The sequence below is a fragment of the Citrobacter sp. U14242 genome, assembly GCF_046555775.1.
Taxonomy (GTDB): domain Bacteria; phylum Pseudomonadota; class Gammaproteobacteria; order Enterobacterales; family Enterobacteriaceae; genus Citrobacter.
This window is the reverse complement of sequence record NZ_JBKGLW010000007.1, coordinates 15,444-31,474: the sequence shown is the minus strand read 5'-3', so window position 1 is coordinate 31,474 and position 16,031 is coordinate 15,444. Positions and strand designations below refer to the sequence as shown.

The window sequence follows — 16,031 nt, the reverse complement described above, 5'->3', positions numbered from 1 at the left end:
TTTTTTAGTGTTGATTGTCTTCTTCGCGGATTGTCCGCAAATTGCAGGCGAGTTGATTTAAGGTCGCGCTGAAGGAGGCAAGCTCCGCTTCAGGAATGGTGCAGGTGACGCGAAGTTGGTATGTCTCAATCACCCGGTTAAGTTCTTCAAGCCTTAAGCGACCTTGAGCGGTCAGCGTTAGCAGGCGGATGCGTTTGTCATAAGGCGATGTGGAACGCAGCAGATACCCCTGCTTTTCCAGCTGCGAGAGGGTGCGCATCAGCGGCGGCAGTTCAATGCCGTACATTTGTGCCAGTTCACTGACCGAGACATTGTCTCCCAGTTGATACAGCTGCATCAGTACCGTCCAGCTTGACTGCGTCAGGCCAGTATCGGTGATGGCAGCATCAATAATGGCCCGCCACTGGCGTACCACCATTGCCATGCGCATCCCCATCGGTCGGCGGGCAAACAGTTCATCTTCAGTCATCTTACTTTCCCCTCATCACTGATAAGAAAATAATACTTATCAGGGTAAGTATCAAGAAACGAACTAACCAGAAGCATGAATTGATAAATATCGTGAATATAAAAAAGCCAGGGCGATAACCACCGGCCTTTGTCATCGGAAGAAAAATCATTCCACCTGATCGCGTCGCAGCCCGACATCCCGCAGCCGCTCGTCGCTCATCTGCTGCAATATACGCCGCGTTTGCGCCCGCAGGTGCCAGCGTTTTATCGCCTGCCAAATCTGCACAAATCCAATAAACGGCTGCTTAGCTTTATTCTCGTGAAATTCCATACCTTACCTCCCCGTCTTGCCAGAGGCTTTATCTTCACGGATTTGGCCAGGTACAATACAGACTCAAAAAGTACTTTTATTTAACATACAGATTGATTAAAACAGCATCTGCATACGGTTTTTTCCATCGTTCTGTATTGGTTTATCCATCTGTATGGCAACAATGAGGGATACAGCATGACGCGTTACCAACATCTGGCCACACTACTGGCCGAACGCATTGAGCAGGGGTTGTATCGCCATGGTGAGAAACTGCCGTCGGTGCGCAGCCTGAGCCAGGAACACGGGGTGAGTATCAGTACCGTACAGCAGGCGTATCAGATGCTGGAACAGCGGCAGCTGATCACCCCGCAGCCGCGTTCCGGTTACTTTGTCGCGCCGCAAAAAGCGCAGCCTCCCGTACCACTGATGTCGCGCCCGGTCCAGCGTCCGGTAGAGATAACCCAGTGGGATCAGGTGCTGGACATGCTGGCAGGTCATGCAGACAAATCGATAATTCCTTTCAGCAGCGGCGTCCCCGATATCAATCAACCCAGCCTGAAACCGCTCTGGCGCGAATTAAGCCGCGTAGTGCAGCACAATTTAGGAGCGGTACTGGGCTACGATGAACTGGCTGGATGCCGAGAGCTGCGTAACCAGATTGCCCGTCTGATGCTGGACAGCGGCTCGGTGGTCAATGCGGATGACATTATCATCACCAACGGTAGCCAGAGCGGAATGTCGCTGGCGCTGCTGACGGTCTGCCAGCCAGGAGATATCGTCGCCGTCGAGTCACCCGCCTACTACGGCACAATGCAGTTGTTACGCGGCTTAGGGATTAAGGTTATTGAAATCCCGACCGATCCGGATACCGGGATCAGCATTGAAGCGCTGGAGCTGGCGCTGGATCAGTGGCCGATCAAAGGGGTGATCCTGGTCCCTAATTGCAATAATCCACTCGGGTTTATTATGCCGGATGCACGTAAGCGGGCGGTCCTCGCCCTCGCCCAGCGCCACGATATTGTGATTTTTGAAGACGATGTGTATGGCGAGCTGGCAACCGAATACCCACGTCCGCGTACAATCCATTCCTGGGACATTGATGGTCGAGTGCTGCTGTGCAGTTCATTTACCAAATCTGTGGCCCCGGGCCTGCGCGTGGGCTGGGTTATTCCGGGTCGCTACCATGACAAACTTCTGCATAAAAAATACGCCGTTATCGGCACCAACGTTCCCGCCACGCAGTTTGCAGCGGCAACCTTTGTGCGCGAGGGCCACTATCATCGCCATGTCCGCCGTATTCGTCAGATTTACCAGCGAAATATGGAAATCTATACCTGCTGGGTGCGCGAATACTTCCCCTGCGGGATCTGCGTCACCCGACCAAAAGGCGGCTTTATGCTTTGGGTCGAACTGCCATTGCAGGTCGATATGGTCTGCGTAGCTAAACAACTCTGTCGGCTGAAAATACAGGTCGCACCGGGATCGCTGTTCTCCGCATCCGGAAAATATCGCAACTGTGTGCGCATCAACTGCGCGCTGCCACCCAACGAGAAGCATCGGGAAGTGATGCAAAAGCTCGGCGAAGCGGTAAAGGTGGCGATAGAATAAATTGGATGCCCGGTAGCATAAGAGTACGCCGTTTCCGTAATACCTAATGGCTCAGGTTATAAAGCTCATCAGTGGGAAGGCAGGTAATTTTTTGTACCGTACTGATCTCGATACCATCAGCCAGCATGGTGCGAGCAATACGCCGTGCTTCAGCGCGTTGACCTTCGATAAGCCCTTCCTCTCGGCCTTCTTGTCGACCTTCTTGTCGACCTTCCATCCTGCCTTTTTGTAATCCTGCTTCATGCAGCCTTTCTGCAATCGTCATCAAATTCTCCTTATGTTGTGGTGAACGTTCGGCAACCTCACGGATAAACTCATTGAAGCGAGGTGCATCGCCGGTGCACAAAATATAATTAAACAGTGTCTTGATCTGGCTGTCATTAGTGGACCCGGTAACGAGCAGAGAAACAATTTGTTCGACCAACCCCATAAGATCGCGCTGACGGATATGTTTCTGGACTAGCTCCAGCAATGCCATACGTCGATGCTGCACAATTTCATCGTCAGGGATGACCGTAATATCTATCAGCGGAAACGCTGCAGCATACAGCTGGCGTGCCAGCCTCGGGTTAGCAAACTCGTCCAGCCAGCATAATGACCAGGGATACGGACTTTTAGCACCGTGATAAAACAGCATCGGTACCACCAGCGGTAATTGCTGATGCCCGGCATCTAAATGTTTCTGCATGGCCGCTATCGCATAGCGCATCAATCTGAATGCCATATGCGCATCCGGTGTACTTTGGTGTTCAATCACCACATAAATATATCCATCCCCTTCCGTCGTTTTCACCGACCACAACACATCGGAATAGTACGCACGTAAATCCTCTTCAATAAAACTGTCAGACTCGAGATTCAGCGTCTGAAGATCGCACATTTCACGCAACGAAGCAGGAAGATGAATCTGCAGAAAATCCCGCGCGGTCTCAGGGTGACGTAAAAACGTCTTAAAAACCGCATCATGCGGCGTGGAAGTCGGTGCTGTATTCATGGCGATCCGTCACCTGGAAATAAGATGCCATGACTGTAGCGTCAGAAAATCGCACTCTCACCTGTGATATTTTCTCTTTGCGAGGCGTTATCAGAGATAAAAACATCCCTTTGTAACGTGTGCATTTGTCTGGAATGCCTCACGCAGAAGCGCGATTTCAATGCACATTCCCGCGTTAAGTCCCTTTAATTTCTACGCATTAACCCGATAAACTCGTTTAATTAATATCCAGTCCGCATTACACTGCGGATGACTATTATCCGTTCAACTTATTATTCCCGAGGTGCGATGTGCTGATGATTACCTGTAATCGTTACGTTTTCTGACCTGAGTCTGAGAACGTTTCTCCTGTTTGCGCCTCGCGCAGGCAGCGTTTTTGATTACATGAAATTCAGTACATTTGCAGTCTGCTTTTTTCTGTCATCGGTCTGACGTCTCAAAGACGGTATTGAATTTCGCTATTCCCGTTGAGGGTTTTCTCCCGACAAGGAGCTGTTTTATGCAACGGATTCTCGCGTTTTTCGCTCAACGCGCCACGACGCTATTTTTCCCCATCGCGCTGATCCTGTACGATTTCGCCGCCTATCTGTCGACGGACTTGATCCAGCCTGGCATCATCAATGTCGTGCGCGATTTCAACGCCGATGTCAGCCTGGCACCGGCTGCGGTCAGCCTTTATCTGGCAGGCGGGATGGCGTTACAGTGGTTGTTAGGCCCGCTTTCCGACCGGATTGGCCGCCGACCAGTGCTGATCGCAGGGGCGTTAATCTTTACGCTCGCCTGCACGGCTACGTTGTTCACCACCTCGATGACACAATTTCTGGTTGCGCGTTTCATTCAGGGAACCAGCATCTGCTTTATCGCCACTGTGGGTTATGTCACGGTGCAGGAGGCATTTGGTCAGACAAAAGCCATCAAGCTGATGGCGATTATCACCTCCATTGTGCTGGTTGCCCCGGTGATCGGCCCGCTCTCCGGGGCGGCGCTGATGCACTTTGTCCACTGGAAGATTCTGTTTGCCATTATTGCCGCCATGGGGCTTATCGCCTTTGTTGGCCTGCTGCTGGCAATGCCGGAAACCGTCCAGCGCAGCGCGGTGCCATTCAGCGCGCGCAGCGTACTGCGTGATTTCCGCGACGTTTTCCGCAACCGGGTTTTCCTGTTTGGCGCAGCCACGCTGTCGTTAAGCTATATCCCGATGATGAGTTGGGTAGCGGTCTCACCGGTGATCCTGATTGATGCAGGCGGCATGACCACATCGCAGTTTGCCTGGGCGCAGGCTCCGGTGTTTGGCGCAGTGATCGTGGCCAATATGGTGGTGGTTCGTTTTGTGAAGGACCCGACCCGACCGCGGTTCATCTGGCGCGCAGCTCCCATTCAGCTAAGCGGACTGGCGGTGCTGATTGTTGGCAATTTACTGTGGCCACATGTGTGGTTGTGGTCAGTGCTGGGAACCAGCCTGTATGCGTTTGGCATTGGGATGATCTTCCCGACGTTGTTTCGTTTTACGCTTTTTTCCAACAACTTACCAAAGGGTACGGTTTCCGCATCGCTGAATATGGTGATCCTGACGGTGATGGCAGTATCGGTCGAAATCGGACGCTGGCTGTGGTTTAACGGCGGCAGGGTTTCATTTCACCTGCTGGCAGTAGTGGCGGGTATTGCCGTTGTTTTCACGCTGGCAGAATTATTAAGACGTGTACGCCAGCACGAGGCAACAGCGCTAGCCACCGAGAATTAAAACTTGCCGGATGCAGTGCAAACACTGCATCCGGCATTAATCACATTACGTTATGCGATGCGCGCAAATCCCGCTTCAAGATCGGCAATCAGGTCGCCAATATCCTCAAGGCCAATATGCACCCTGACCAGCGTGCCGCTGAAATCGACATCCCCGGCCGGGCGAATGCTGTTCAGCTCTTCCGGCTGGTTGGCCAGAATGAGCGACTCGAATCCGCCCCACGAATAGGCCATATGGAATAGCGAGAAGTTATCGAGGAAATCCGCCATCTGCTCGTCGGTCAGTCGCTTTTTCAGCACAAACGAGAACAGGCCCGAGCTGCCGGCAAAGTCACGCTGAAAATACTCGTGCCCCGGACACTCCGGTAACGCCGGATGGTTCACCCGCGCCACTTCCGGCCTTGCCGACAGCCAGCGGGCAATATGGATGCTGCTTTCCTGATGCTGTTTAAGACGCACCGCCAGGGTACGCAGCCCTCGGCTACCGTTGTAGGCCGTATCGGCATCCAGCGTTTGCCCCATCAGATAGGAGTTCTCGCGCAGACGATCCCAACAGCGGGCATTGGACACCGCCGTCCCCAGCATGCCGTCCGAATGGCCAATGGTGTATTTCGTGCCTGCCTGAATAGAAATATCCACGCCAAAATCCAGCGCTTTAAACAGCACGCCTGCCGCCCAGGTGTTGTCGATCATGATGACGATCTCCGGGTTCACCGCGCGGATCGCCTTCACCATTCCCGGCACATCCTGCACTTCCATGGTGATTGAGCTGGGAGACTCGAGGAACACCACTTTCGTCTCAGGACGCAGAAGATCGACAATGCCTGCGCCTATAAGCGGATCGTAATAGGTAGTTTCAACGTTGAATTTACTCAGGATCTTATTACAAAAATCCTGAGTTGGTTCATAGGCCGCTCCGGTCATCAGGATATGATCGCCGCTTTGGACGAACGCCAGAATCGCATTGGTCACTGCCGCGGCCCCGCACGGGTATAACGCACAACCCACTCCCCCTTCCAGTTCGCTCATTGCTTTCTGGAAAGCAAAGTGCGTGTAAGTGCCGCGACGGCCGTAAAACAGTTCGCCATTCGCACGATTGGCGGTGGCAAATTTCTTGTCCTTCACGGTATCAAACACCAGTGAAGAGGCGCGTTGGATAACCGGATTCACCGCGCCCTGGGTGTAACGTTTGTCGCGACCTGCAACCACCAATTGTGTCTCAAGCTTCATTGCGTCTTTCATAACATCTCCTGTTTCTTAATCTATACAACGGCGGCAGTAGAATTCAGTTCAGCGTTGGTCTGCTTTTTTCCAGCGAACCGTTCGACAATCTGTGCCGCATTCAAATCGTGGATAACGTTAATCAGCGTGGCTGGCGCATCGGTAATGGTGCCCAGTACCACCAGCATCGGGATCGCTTCCATCGGCAGGCCGAGCGTAGTGACGATAAAAATTTCACCGAGGAACGCCCCACCCGGTACACCGCCGACAATAATGGCGGACAACACCGCAATCAGCATGGTCAGGAAGAAGGTCTCGGTGGTGAACTCCATGCCGAGCACGGAATAGATAAAGACAATTTTCAGCGCGGCAATCATCGCCACGCCGCCTTTATTCAGGTTAACCAACAGCGGAATGGACACATCAACGATTTCCGGGTTGATCCCCATCGCCTTACCGGCACGCAGCGTTACAGGTAACGTCCCCAGCGAAGAACAGGTCCCCAGCGCGGTAGCCGAGGGTTCAATCGCATTACGCCAGAAGGCTTTAACCGCCGGGATACCACCGCCTATATACGAATAGAGAATGGATCCGAAAATGAAGTAGACCAGCGTGGCAACCATAAACAGGCCGATGGCGCGGGCAAAGGTTAACAGCAGAGCAGAATCCTGACTGGCCATAGTGGCGGCGAAATAGCAGCCCAGCCCCATCGGTGCGACCTTCATAATGATCGAGACGATCTTCATGATCACGGTATTAGCATCTTCCAGCAGCGACGCAATACGTTTACCTGCCTGATCCGATTGCCCAATCGCCACACCAGCAATAATCGCCATTACGATCAGGGCCAGAATATTGGACTTAGAAAACAGTCCGATAAAATCACTGGTGGTGATCATACTGACAAAATCCATCTTACCGCTGCCCGCCTGAACAGACTGCGAGAGATCGATAGTGACACCCTGCGCCGGGTTATACCATAGCGCCAGCGCCACGATCCCGGCAGCCGGAATAAAGGCCATCGCGATCGAAACAATAAAAATGATCGCCATAATACGTCCCAACCTTTTCAGGTCGGTCATACTGGCGATAGAGGACATGACGCTGATCCCCACCAGCGGCACAATAATCATAAATAACAGGTTTAAAAATATCTGACCTATTGGCTGGAGCTTGCTGGCAAACGTCGGGGCATAAATACCTAATAAGCCGCCAATCACCAGAGCAACTAATAAAATAATCGATGATCTGTAGGGTTCGAGTCGTGACCACATAATCGGTACCTTTTAATTTTAAATAATATTAAATGAGATTAAATTCACAATTTGATGAGTTTTTGCTTAGCCCCCCGATATTTTGTGACGCAACTCACTTAAGTTGTTATTTTTTCATTTTGCCAGCAAGTTGTTTCCTGTGATTCAATAGTTGCATGTTTAAAATGCGAATGTAACGGCCTATTCGTACCGTTTTTGCAAATCACTTGTGAATAAAAGGAAACTATGAGTACGCCGATTTCACTCAAGCATCTGGAGTTTTTCGTCAAAATCGTCGACTGTGGAGGTTTATCGGAGGCTGCCGCTCAGCTTAATGTGTCGCCGTCAGCGGTCAGCAAAAGCCTGACGGCGATGGAAGATACGCTAGGGACGACATTAATTAAACGCACCACCCGCAGTATTACCCTGACCGATGCCGGGCAATATTTATTTAACCGCGCCAATAAGTTACTGACAGAATTTGATGAAACGCTGAATACCACCTCTGGTTATTATCACAGCCCGCAGGGCGAATTACGCATAACCTGTTCCATTGCTTTTGGTTATTCGCGGCTGGTAAATCTGGTGGATAAATACCGTTCACAGTTCCCCGATGTGAACCTGTATATCGATCTCAACGATAACTTCGTTAATCTGAATGAAACAGATTTCGACATCGCCCTGCGCATCTCCACCGCACCACCGCAGAACTATGCCATGCGCAAGCTGGTGCCTATCCGCTGGGCGTACTGCGCGTCGCCCGGCTATCTTGCCAAAAAAGGCATGCCCCAGCGTCGCAGCGATCTGGTGGATCATGACTGCCTGGTTTACCCCGGTCTCACACCGGTGCTGAAGGTGGCCGATGAACAGGATCGTCTGCATCAGTTGAAGCTGCATATGCCTATCCAGGCTAACAGCAGTCTGGTATTACTGAAGTCAGTGCTGGAAGATCAGGGCGTGGCGTATTTACCCACCTATCTGATTGGCGATCATATTCAAAAAGAGGAGGTTACGCCGCTGATGCTCGACGGCACCATCACCTGTGAAACTCACGCCCTGTATGCGCTCTATTTCCCCAGCAAGTACAGCAATCCGAAGGTGCGCTCGTTTATCGATTTTCTGGTCGCAGAACTTGGCCCGCTACCGGCCTGGGATAACTGGATCCCTGGATAAGCGCTTCCCATCAAAAATGGGAGGCACACCACAAATTTTGCGCGATCCCGCCGTCAGGCTCTATCCTTAAGCCTATGAATAAAATTGCTGAACTCAAACGCGCCAAACGACTGGCGCTCTCTCTGCTGCTGATCGCTGCCGCTACGTTCGTCATCACACTGTTTTTGCCGCCCAACTTCTGGGTGCTCGGGATCAAGGCGATTGCCGAAGCAGCGATGGTGGGCGCACTGGCGGACTGGTTCGCCGTAGTAGCACTTTTTCGCCGGGTGCCGATCCCATTTATCTCGCAACATACGGCGATTATCCCGCGCAATAAGGACAGAATTGGCGAAAACCTTGGGCAGTTTGTGCAAGAGAAATTCCTCGATACCCAGTCTCTGGTGGCACTGATCCGTCGCCATGAACCGGCGCTGTTGATCGGGAACTGGTTTAGCCAGCCGGAAAACGCCCAACGCATCGGCCAGCATCTGCTGCAAATCATGAGCGGCTTTCTGGAACTGACCGACGACGCCCGCATACAGCGGCTGATCAAACGCGCGGTGCACAAGGCCATCGATAAAGTGGATCTCTCCGGCACCAGCGCACTGATGCTGGAAAGCATGACCAAAAACAATCGCCATCAGGAGCTACTCGATACGCTAATTGCGCAACTGATCGCCTTGCTCCAGCGCGACAGTTCACGGGCATTTATCGCCCAGCAGGTAGTGCGCTGGCTGGAGACCGAGCACCCGCTCAAAGCGAAGATCCTGCCGACCGAATGGCTGGGCGAACACAGCGCCGAACTGGTCTCTGATGCGGTCAATTCCCTGCTGGATGATATCAGCCACGATCGGGCACATCAGATCCGCCACGCCTTCGATCGCGCCACATTAAGGCTTATCGGGAAGCTCAAACACGATCCGGAAATGGCCGTCCGGGCAGAGAGTCTCAAAAGCTATCTGAAAGAAGACGAAGCCTTTAATCGTTATCTCGGCGAGCTGTGGTCGGATCTACGCCAGTGGGTGAAAACCGACATTAACGCCGACGATTCTCACGTGAAGCAGCGCATCGCCAGCGCCGGACAATGGTTTGGCGAAACGCTGGTTGCCGACGGTGCCCTGCGCGCGTCGCTGAATGGGCATCTGGAACAGGCCGCTCAGAAGGTCGCGCCAGAGTTCGCCAGCTTCCTGACACGCCATATTAGCGACACAGTGAAAAGCTGGGATGCCCGCGATATGTCACAGCAAATTGAGCTGAACATCGGCAAAGATTTGCAGTTCATTCGCGTCAACGGCACGCTGGTTGGCGGCTCTATCGGACTGGTGCTATACCTGTTGTCGCAAATTCCTTCCCTGCTAACGCTGGCGAATTTTTAAGAAGAACCACGAACAGAGGGCTCTGACCGTCACTTAGCGACATCAATGTGACACATCGCGAGGAAGATCAAGAAATACACATGAATTGCAGGGTTATAATGCGGCGTCTTTTTACTGTCTCCCGTGTTACGGGGAAGGAAAATCATGTCGCTAATCACTGATTTACCCGCCATTTTCAACCAATTCTCCGACGCCCGTCAGAAAGGTTTTCTCACCGTCATGGATCTTAAAGAGCAAGGTATTCCGCTCGTGGGGACCTATTGCACCTTTATGCCGCAGGAGATTGCAATGGCAGCGGGCGCGGTCGTCGTTTCCCTATGCTCGACCTCTGATGAAACCATTGAAGAAGCCGAAAAAGATCTGCCGCGGAACCTGTGTCCGCTAATTAAAAGCAGCTACGGGTTTGGCAAAACCGACAAATGCCCCTACTTCTATTTCTCTGACCTGGTAGTGGGCGAAACCACCTGCGATGGTAAAAAGAAAATGTACGAGTACATGGCCGAATTTAAAGCGGTACATGTAATGCAACTGCCCAACAGCGCCAGCGATGCGGCGCTGCGTGAAGCCGTTATTCTCAAAAACCAGGAACGGCGGGCGCTGGCGAATTTCTACCGCGTGGGTCAACTTAACCCCCCCGCACTTAGCGGCAGTGACATTCTGAAAGTCGTCTACGGCGCCACCTTCCGCTTTGATAAAGAAGCGTTGATCGACGAGCTTAATAGCATGGCCGAGCGCGTACATCTGGAATGGCAGGCAGGAAAACGTCTGGCATCACGACCCCGTATTCTGATCACCGGTTGCCCCATTGGCGGTGCAGCAGAAAAAGTCGTTCGTGCCATTGAAGAAAACGGCGGTTGGGTCGTGGGTTATGAAAACTGCACCGGCGCAAAAGCCACCGAACAATGCGTGGCGGAAACCGGCGATGTCTACGACGCGCTGACTGATAAATACCTTTCCATCGGCTGCTCCTGTATTTCTCCTAACGATCAACGTCTGAAAATGCTCAGTCAAATGGTTGAAGAGTACCAGGCTGACGGCGTCGTCGATGTCATTTTGCAGGCTTGCCATACCTACGCCGTTGAATCGCTCGCGATAAAGCGTCATGTACGCCAACAGCACAACATTCCTTATATCGCGATTGAAACCGACTACTCCAGTGCAGATATCGGCCAGCTCAGTACCCGCGTCGCCGCATTCATTGAAATGCTGTGAGAAACGCGGATGACATACTCAATTGGGATTGATTCTGGATCCACGGCGACGAAAGGCATTTTGCTGGAAGGTAACGTCATCAGGCGCCGCTTCCTCTGCCCAACGCCTTTTCGCCCCGCAGACGCGATCGCGCAGGCATGGGAAACGTTGCAGGCTGGGCTGGAGAACAGGCCTTTTTTAACCCTCACCGGGTACGGACGGCAGCTCGTCGATTATGCCGACAAACAGGTCACTGAAATTTCCTGCCACGGACTTGGTGCGCGATTGCTGGCTGCCGGTACCCGCACAGTCATTGATATCGGTGGCCAGGACAGTAAAGTCATCCAGTTGGATGACGATGGTAATCTCAGCGATTTCTTAATGAATGACAAATGTGCGGCCGGAACCGGACGATTTCTGGACGTCATCTCACGCACCCTCGGAGCCAGCGTAGAGCAGTTGGATACGATTACTGCTGGCGTCGAACCGCATGCTATCACCAGCATGTGTACCGTATTTGCCGAGTCAGAAGTCATTAGCCTGCGCTCTGCGGGCATTGCGCCAGAGGCGATTCTGGCTGGCGTGATCAACGCGATGGCCAGACGCAGCGCAAACTTCATCGGGCGGCTTTCAGCACAAGCACCGCTGTTATTTACCGGAGGAGTCAGCCACTGTCATGCCTTTGCCCGTATGCTTGAAGAGCATGTAGGCATTCCCGTACACACGCACCCCGACGCACAGTTTGCCGGAGCAATCGGGGCTGCGCTGATAGGCCAGCGTCAGGGGAAACGTCAGTGAAGGAAACGCTGTTCTTGTTTCATTCCACCGTTGGTGTCATCAAAATGCGCAAGACGCTACAGGCCGCAGGAGTCCGCTTTCGGGTGGCGGATATTCCCCGCGAGCTACGCGGTGGCTGCGGACTCTGTATCTACATAGACTGTGTTGCTGGTATGGAGGAAGAATGGGTGATCCCAGGTCATACCGAATCTATCTACCGCCAGGAAAACGGAGACTGGCGCTGTATAGCCGCGTTCCCCGCCTCCTGAACATGCCGGATTAGCGTGAAACGCGGATATATACTCGAATTATCCAGGCTATAAACAACAGCGTATAGTCTGTAAAGATCATCACTCCGCTAACGTCATAAAGATATCTTCATCAGATTGCTCTGCAATTAAATGTCAGCATTTAATAACCTGTAAATAACCGTCAAACACCTCTCTAAACACTTTATAATTCACTTTTACGTATATACATTTTCTGATAGCACATGCGTAAAAATGGACATATTAATTAAATTGCAACAACACTTCCGGGAAGAGTACATGTCGAGGTTAAAAAAACTCATACTTGGGTTGATTATTCTGGCTGGTTTAATTAGCACAGTAGGTGATTATAAAAAATTTGGTCTATTTGGTGCGGCCGGATTGTTTATTATATTTCTGCTGACAACCGTTTTCTTGTGGCAGTGGGCTTCCGGGAAGTTTCCGGAGGTAACAAAAATACAGGCCATTATTATTTTACTGGCCAGTGCTATTGCTTCTATTTTTGTCATCAACATGGCAATAGCCGGAAACTTACATGTAGACCTGATGGAAGTCATGCGTATCTCCATTACGCATAATCCTCTTTTTTACCTCATTCTCTGTGCCGTTGCATGGGTAAAAGTGGATATCTGGAAATGGCTATTTAGCGATCTGCAGCCGGAACAAAACCAACCAATGTGAGCCTTAAAAGCATATAAAAAAAGGCGTCTTACTAAAGACGCCTTTTTCAATCATCACAAAAACTTAGAACTGGTAAGTCAGACCAGCCACAACCTGGTTATCGTCGTTTTTGCCATCCAGCAGGTTAATTTTATAACCTACATCGGCCACCATGTTTTTGTTGAAGTAGTAATCAGTACCCAGCGCAACGTATTCGGTCAGGTCAGTGTTGTTATTGTCACGCGCATGAACGTATGCCACGTTCGGACGCAGGCCAAAATCAAACACATAGGCAGCCATCGCTTCAAAATGCTGTGCTTTGTCCGTATCCTGAATCAGGTTGTGGGACTCGCCGTACAGGGTTGCAACGTAGATAGCATTCGCGTCATATTTCAGGCCAGCGCCCCAGAATTCAGCGTTGTCACCTTCCCAGCCGCTACGTTTCTGCACAGCAGTCACGGAGTTAGTGGTATAGGTCGCAATGGCAGAAACGCCGGAATCCGCAATATTGTCATAGCCCAGGGAGAAGCCATAACCATTGCCGTGCTGCTTAGCCGGATTGCTATTGGTATCATCCTGACCCTGGTATTGCGCGCCGATGTTCAGACCATCAACGGCACCAAACAGATTTTTGGTGCGGAGTGTTGCAACGCCAGAAGTGCGTGTAGTAAGGAAACGGTCAGTATCCTCAAAGGAGTCGCCGCCGAACTCTGAAAGAGTGTCAGTGTAAGCTCCCACATCGTAAGCGATACCGTAGTTACGACCGTAGTCAAAACTAACGTCATGGCCGTAATCCAGACCAGCAAACGCCAGACGGGTATTAACACCATTCTGTGACCCTTCAGCCTTAGAAGCATCGAACTGACTTTCAAACTGGCCGTAACCGGTCAGTTGATCGTTAATTTGGGTCTCACCGCGAAAACCCAGACGCGCGTAAGTACCATCAGCATCTTTACCGTCAGTCCAGGAATGTACCGCTTTTACTTTGCCGTACAGATCCAATTTGTTGCCATCTTTATTATAAATTTCCGCTGCATGAACGGAGGTTACCCCTAATGCCATTACAGCTAATGCCACTACTGACTTTTTCATGTTGTTACTCACTTTTAATTGTGAATTTTGCTATCAACTTTGTTATGAAGGCGAAACGCCTGCATAAAAAAGTCCCCTATGGATTAAGGGGAAACACCAATAACACACCAAAAAACATACCGATAAAGGTAATAATGAAGTGGCAAGACATATTTTATTTTGGGTTTTAAATAAAACCCGAACAGAGAGAGACTACTTTGAACTTTCGCTTTTGCTCTCATTAATAGAGCGATGCAACATTAACGCTTCCGCAATAATATCTTGTTTACTTTTACGCGTTTCAAATGCCAGTGTTCGGACATATTCCCAAAGAGAAGTATCAACACGGGCACTTAAAAGGACCATATCTTTAGATCGGGTTCCTCTGGCTTTTCGGATATCTGGATAATCTCGAGAAGGCATTTTTAACTCCTGAACGCAATAACACGCTTATGGCGATGAAATATGCAGTCAGTGTAAAAACATGTCAACGGCAAAAAAAAATCACAATAGTAATGAAACTGTTAATGAACACAAAAAAAGTGGAACGATATTTCAAGTGAAAGATAACTTGATTGTAGAATAATATGTAATTTTTACTTTACGAATATTTATTCTTACTCATTTGATTAAAATGGGAGAGGCTGGACGAGTAATCAACCTGCGTAATCAAAACATCATTCTGGCCAATAAGTTACAGAGCGTGATTAATGTCTACTTTTATCTAAATCCTCTGTTTTTATACGCCTTTAAGTACATATTAACGACACTAACCGTTGGGCAAATCAGTGTGATTCTCACTTCGCATTGACCTGTTTTGTCGAAAAATAAGCACGAAAAGGTAAAAATAAGGTAAATGATGCATTTTTTTGCACGCGAAAATAAGTTGTTTTTAATTGATATATGTCAATTTTCGCCGCGTGATTACGCTGCAAAAAACGCCATCTGCATTGATGGAACCATTATTTTACGTCGCGTCCAGACGGGGAAAATAGTCAGAGGAAATCAGCAGGAAGTGATACGCAGGCCGGGATGGCCCACGTTGTAAAAGGGAAGAAAAATCAGGCGCTAACAGTATCCAACGGCCAGGAATCAAACAGATAACCATCAAAGTCGATATCATCAACGTTTGAAAACTCCAGCAGTCGTTGTTTAACGTTTTCCAGATGCTGCCACATTGCCAGTTTGGCCGCGCGGGCATCTTTTTTAATGAGTGCCGCCAGGATCTGCTTGTGGTCGCCCATCCATTCTTTACGGTAATGGGTATCGTCAAGATGGCTGTGCAGTTGGATCCACATCGGGTTGTTCTCACGCCACTGCCATGACTGGCGAAATAACTCAACCAGCATACTGTTGTGCGTGGCCTCGGCAATGGCAAGGTGAAACTGCATGTCGCCACTTTCCGAGCCGTTTGGTTCGCTGGAGGCCAGCTCACGTTCTTCCAGTAGCAATGCCTGGCGCATTTTGACAATATCCTCGCGCGTGGCCTGCAATGCAGCAAACTCGGCGATATTGCTCTCTAATAGCTGGCGTGCCTGTAACAGCTCAAAAGGCCCCGCATCATTGCAATGGTTAATATCCGTGCTGTCGATTGTCTGCGCGTTAACGTTGTCGAGAACGTAGATCCCGGCACCACGCCGCACGTCCACCAGCCCTTTAATTTCCAGCATGATTAATGCTTCGCGCACCACCGTACGGGTGACATTGAGCATCTCGGCTATTTCACGCTCCGGGGGCAGGCGCTCGCCGGGTTGGTATGGCGTCTGGACAATGAGATCGCGGATCATGGCCCCCACTTCCTGGTAGGGTCTTTGCTGAGAAGTGTTCGATTTCATTATGTTCTATCCGTCAGATGCGTTTATTCAGATCCGTAGGTCGGATGGCTGCGGACGCACCTTATCAGGCCTACAAATAACCTTTATGTCGCCTGAACTATAGCATTTGCGGCAAGCCAAA

16 protein-coding genes are annotated in these 16,031 nt (G+C 50.7%); 8 read left to right on the top strand and 8 right to left on the bottom strand.

Going from position 1 to position 16,031, the window contains the following annotated elements:
• Positions 1–4 precede the first annotated feature (4 nt).
• Positions 5–469, bottom strand: coding sequence for a MarR family transcriptional regulator (locus tag ACLJXE_RS12820; RefSeq protein ID WP_410751058.1), 465 nt, complete (start codon positions 467–469; stop codon positions 5–7).
• A 147-nt stretch (positions 470–616) separates the two neighbouring features.
• The gene (locus tag ACLJXE_RS12815) at positions 617–781 is read right to left on the bottom strand and encodes a DUF1127 domain-containing protein (protein WP_410751057.1); all 165 of its coding nucleotides are present in this window, start codon (positions 779–781) and stop codon (positions 617–619) included.
• Between the two features lie 177 nt (positions 782–958).
• On the opposite strand from ACLJXE_RS12815, the gene ACLJXE_RS12810 reads away from it, so the two are divergent.
• Positions 959–2,371, top strand: coding sequence for a PLP-dependent aminotransferase family protein (locus ACLJXE_RS12810; protein WP_410751056.1), 1,413 nt, complete (start codon positions 959–961; stop codon positions 2,369–2,371).
• Positions 2,372–2,414: 43 nt separating this feature from the next.
• Here ACLJXE_RS12810 and ACLJXE_RS12805 read toward each other — a convergent pair whose 3' ends face one another.
• Positions 2,415–3,365: an Rpn family recombination-promoting nuclease/putative transposase gene (locus tag ACLJXE_RS12805; RefSeq protein WP_410751055.1), complete on the bottom strand. Its 951-nt coding sequence runs from the start codon at positions 3,363–3,365 to the stop codon at positions 2,415–2,417.
• A gap of 499 nt (positions 3,366–3,864) precedes the next feature.
• Between ACLJXE_RS12805 and mdtM the strand changes: the two genes are divergently transcribed.
• Positions 3,865–5,106, top strand: coding sequence for a multidrug efflux MFS transporter MdtM (gene mdtM, locus ACLJXE_RS12800; RefSeq protein ID WP_410751054.1), 1,242 nt, complete (start codon positions 3,865–3,867; stop codon positions 5,104–5,106).
• A 50-nt stretch (positions 5,107–5,156) separates the two neighbouring features.
• Here mdtM and metC read toward each other — a convergent pair whose 3' ends face one another.
• Positions 5,157–6,347: a cystathionine beta-lyase gene (gene metC / locus ACLJXE_RS12795; RefSeq protein ID WP_332669350.1), complete on the bottom strand. Its 1,191-nt coding sequence runs from the start codon at positions 6,345–6,347 to the stop codon at positions 5,157–5,159.
• A 20-nt stretch (positions 6,348–6,367) separates the two neighbouring features.
• Complete coding sequence (locus ACLJXE_RS12790) at positions 6,368–7,600, bottom strand: dicarboxylate/amino acid:cation symporter (protein ID WP_410751053.1); 1,233 nt, start codon at positions 7,598–7,600, stop codon at positions 6,368–6,370.
• Between the two features lie 225 nt (positions 7,601–7,825).
• Here ACLJXE_RS12790 and ACLJXE_RS12785 point away from each other — a divergent pair, with 225 nt between their 5' ends.
• The 6 genes from ACLJXE_RS12785 (at position 7,826) to ACLJXE_RS12760 (ending at position 13,025) form a co-directional block, all read left to right on the top strand.
• Positions 7,826–8,752: a LysR family transcriptional regulator gene (locus ACLJXE_RS12785; RefSeq protein WP_271442254.1), complete on the top strand. Its 927-nt coding sequence runs from the start codon at positions 7,826–7,828 to the stop codon at positions 8,750–8,752.
• A 74-nt stretch (positions 8,753–8,826) separates the two neighbouring features.
• A complete protein-coding gene (locus tag ACLJXE_RS12780; RefSeq protein ID WP_410751052.1) occupies positions 8,827–10,107 on the top strand; it encodes a DUF445 domain-containing protein in 1,281 nt (426 codons plus the stop codon).
• Positions 10,108–10,251: 144 nt separating this feature from the next.
• Positions 10,252–11,319, top strand: coding sequence for a putative 2-hydroxyacyl-CoA dehydratase YjiM (gene yjiM / locus ACLJXE_RS12775; protein WP_410751051.1), 1,068 nt, complete (start codon positions 10,252–10,254; stop codon positions 11,317–11,319).
• A 9-nt stretch (positions 11,320–11,328) separates the two neighbouring features.
• Positions 11,329–12,096, top strand: coding sequence for a putative 2-hydroxyacyl-CoA dehydratase activator YjiL (gene yjiL / locus ACLJXE_RS12770; RefSeq protein WP_410751050.1), 768 nt, complete (start codon positions 11,329–11,331; stop codon positions 12,094–12,096).
• Positions 12,093–12,344, top strand: a complete 252-nt coding sequence (locus ACLJXE_RS12765) for a DUF3343 domain-containing protein (RefSeq protein WP_271442259.1) — start codon at positions 12,093–12,095, stop codon at positions 12,342–12,344. The genes yjiL and ACLJXE_RS12765 overlap by 4 nt, the downstream gene beginning before the upstream one ends.
• A 279-nt stretch (positions 12,345–12,623) precedes the next feature.
• A complete protein-coding gene (locus ACLJXE_RS12760; protein WP_410751049.1) occupies positions 12,624–13,025 on the top strand; it encodes a hypothetical protein in 402 nt (133 codons plus the stop codon).
• A 63-nt stretch (positions 13,026–13,088) separates the two neighbouring features.
• Here the strand turns inward: ACLJXE_RS12760 and ACLJXE_RS12755 are convergent, their stop codons facing one another.
• The 3 genes from ACLJXE_RS12755 to uxuR all read right to left on the bottom strand — a co-directional run bounded on the left by ACLJXE_RS12755 (position 13,089) and on the right by uxuR (position 15,910).
• Positions 13,089–14,096 carry a porin gene (locus ACLJXE_RS12755; protein WP_410751048.1) on the bottom strand — a complete coding sequence of 336 codons (1,008 nt, stop codon included), beginning with the start codon at positions 14,094–14,096 and terminating at the stop codon, positions 13,089–13,091.
• 192 nt (positions 14,097–14,288) lie between these two features.
• Positions 14,289–14,498, bottom strand: coding sequence for a hypothetical protein (locus tag ACLJXE_RS12750; protein WP_286630627.1), 210 nt, complete (start codon positions 14,496–14,498; stop codon positions 14,289–14,291).
• 638 nt (positions 14,499–15,136) lie between these two features.
• Positions 15,137–15,910: a Uxu operon transcriptional regulator gene (uxuR, locus tag ACLJXE_RS12745; RefSeq protein WP_286630626.1), complete on the bottom strand. Its 774-nt coding sequence runs from the start codon at positions 15,908–15,910 to the stop codon at positions 15,137–15,139.
• Positions 15,911–16,031 lie beyond the last annotated feature (121 nt).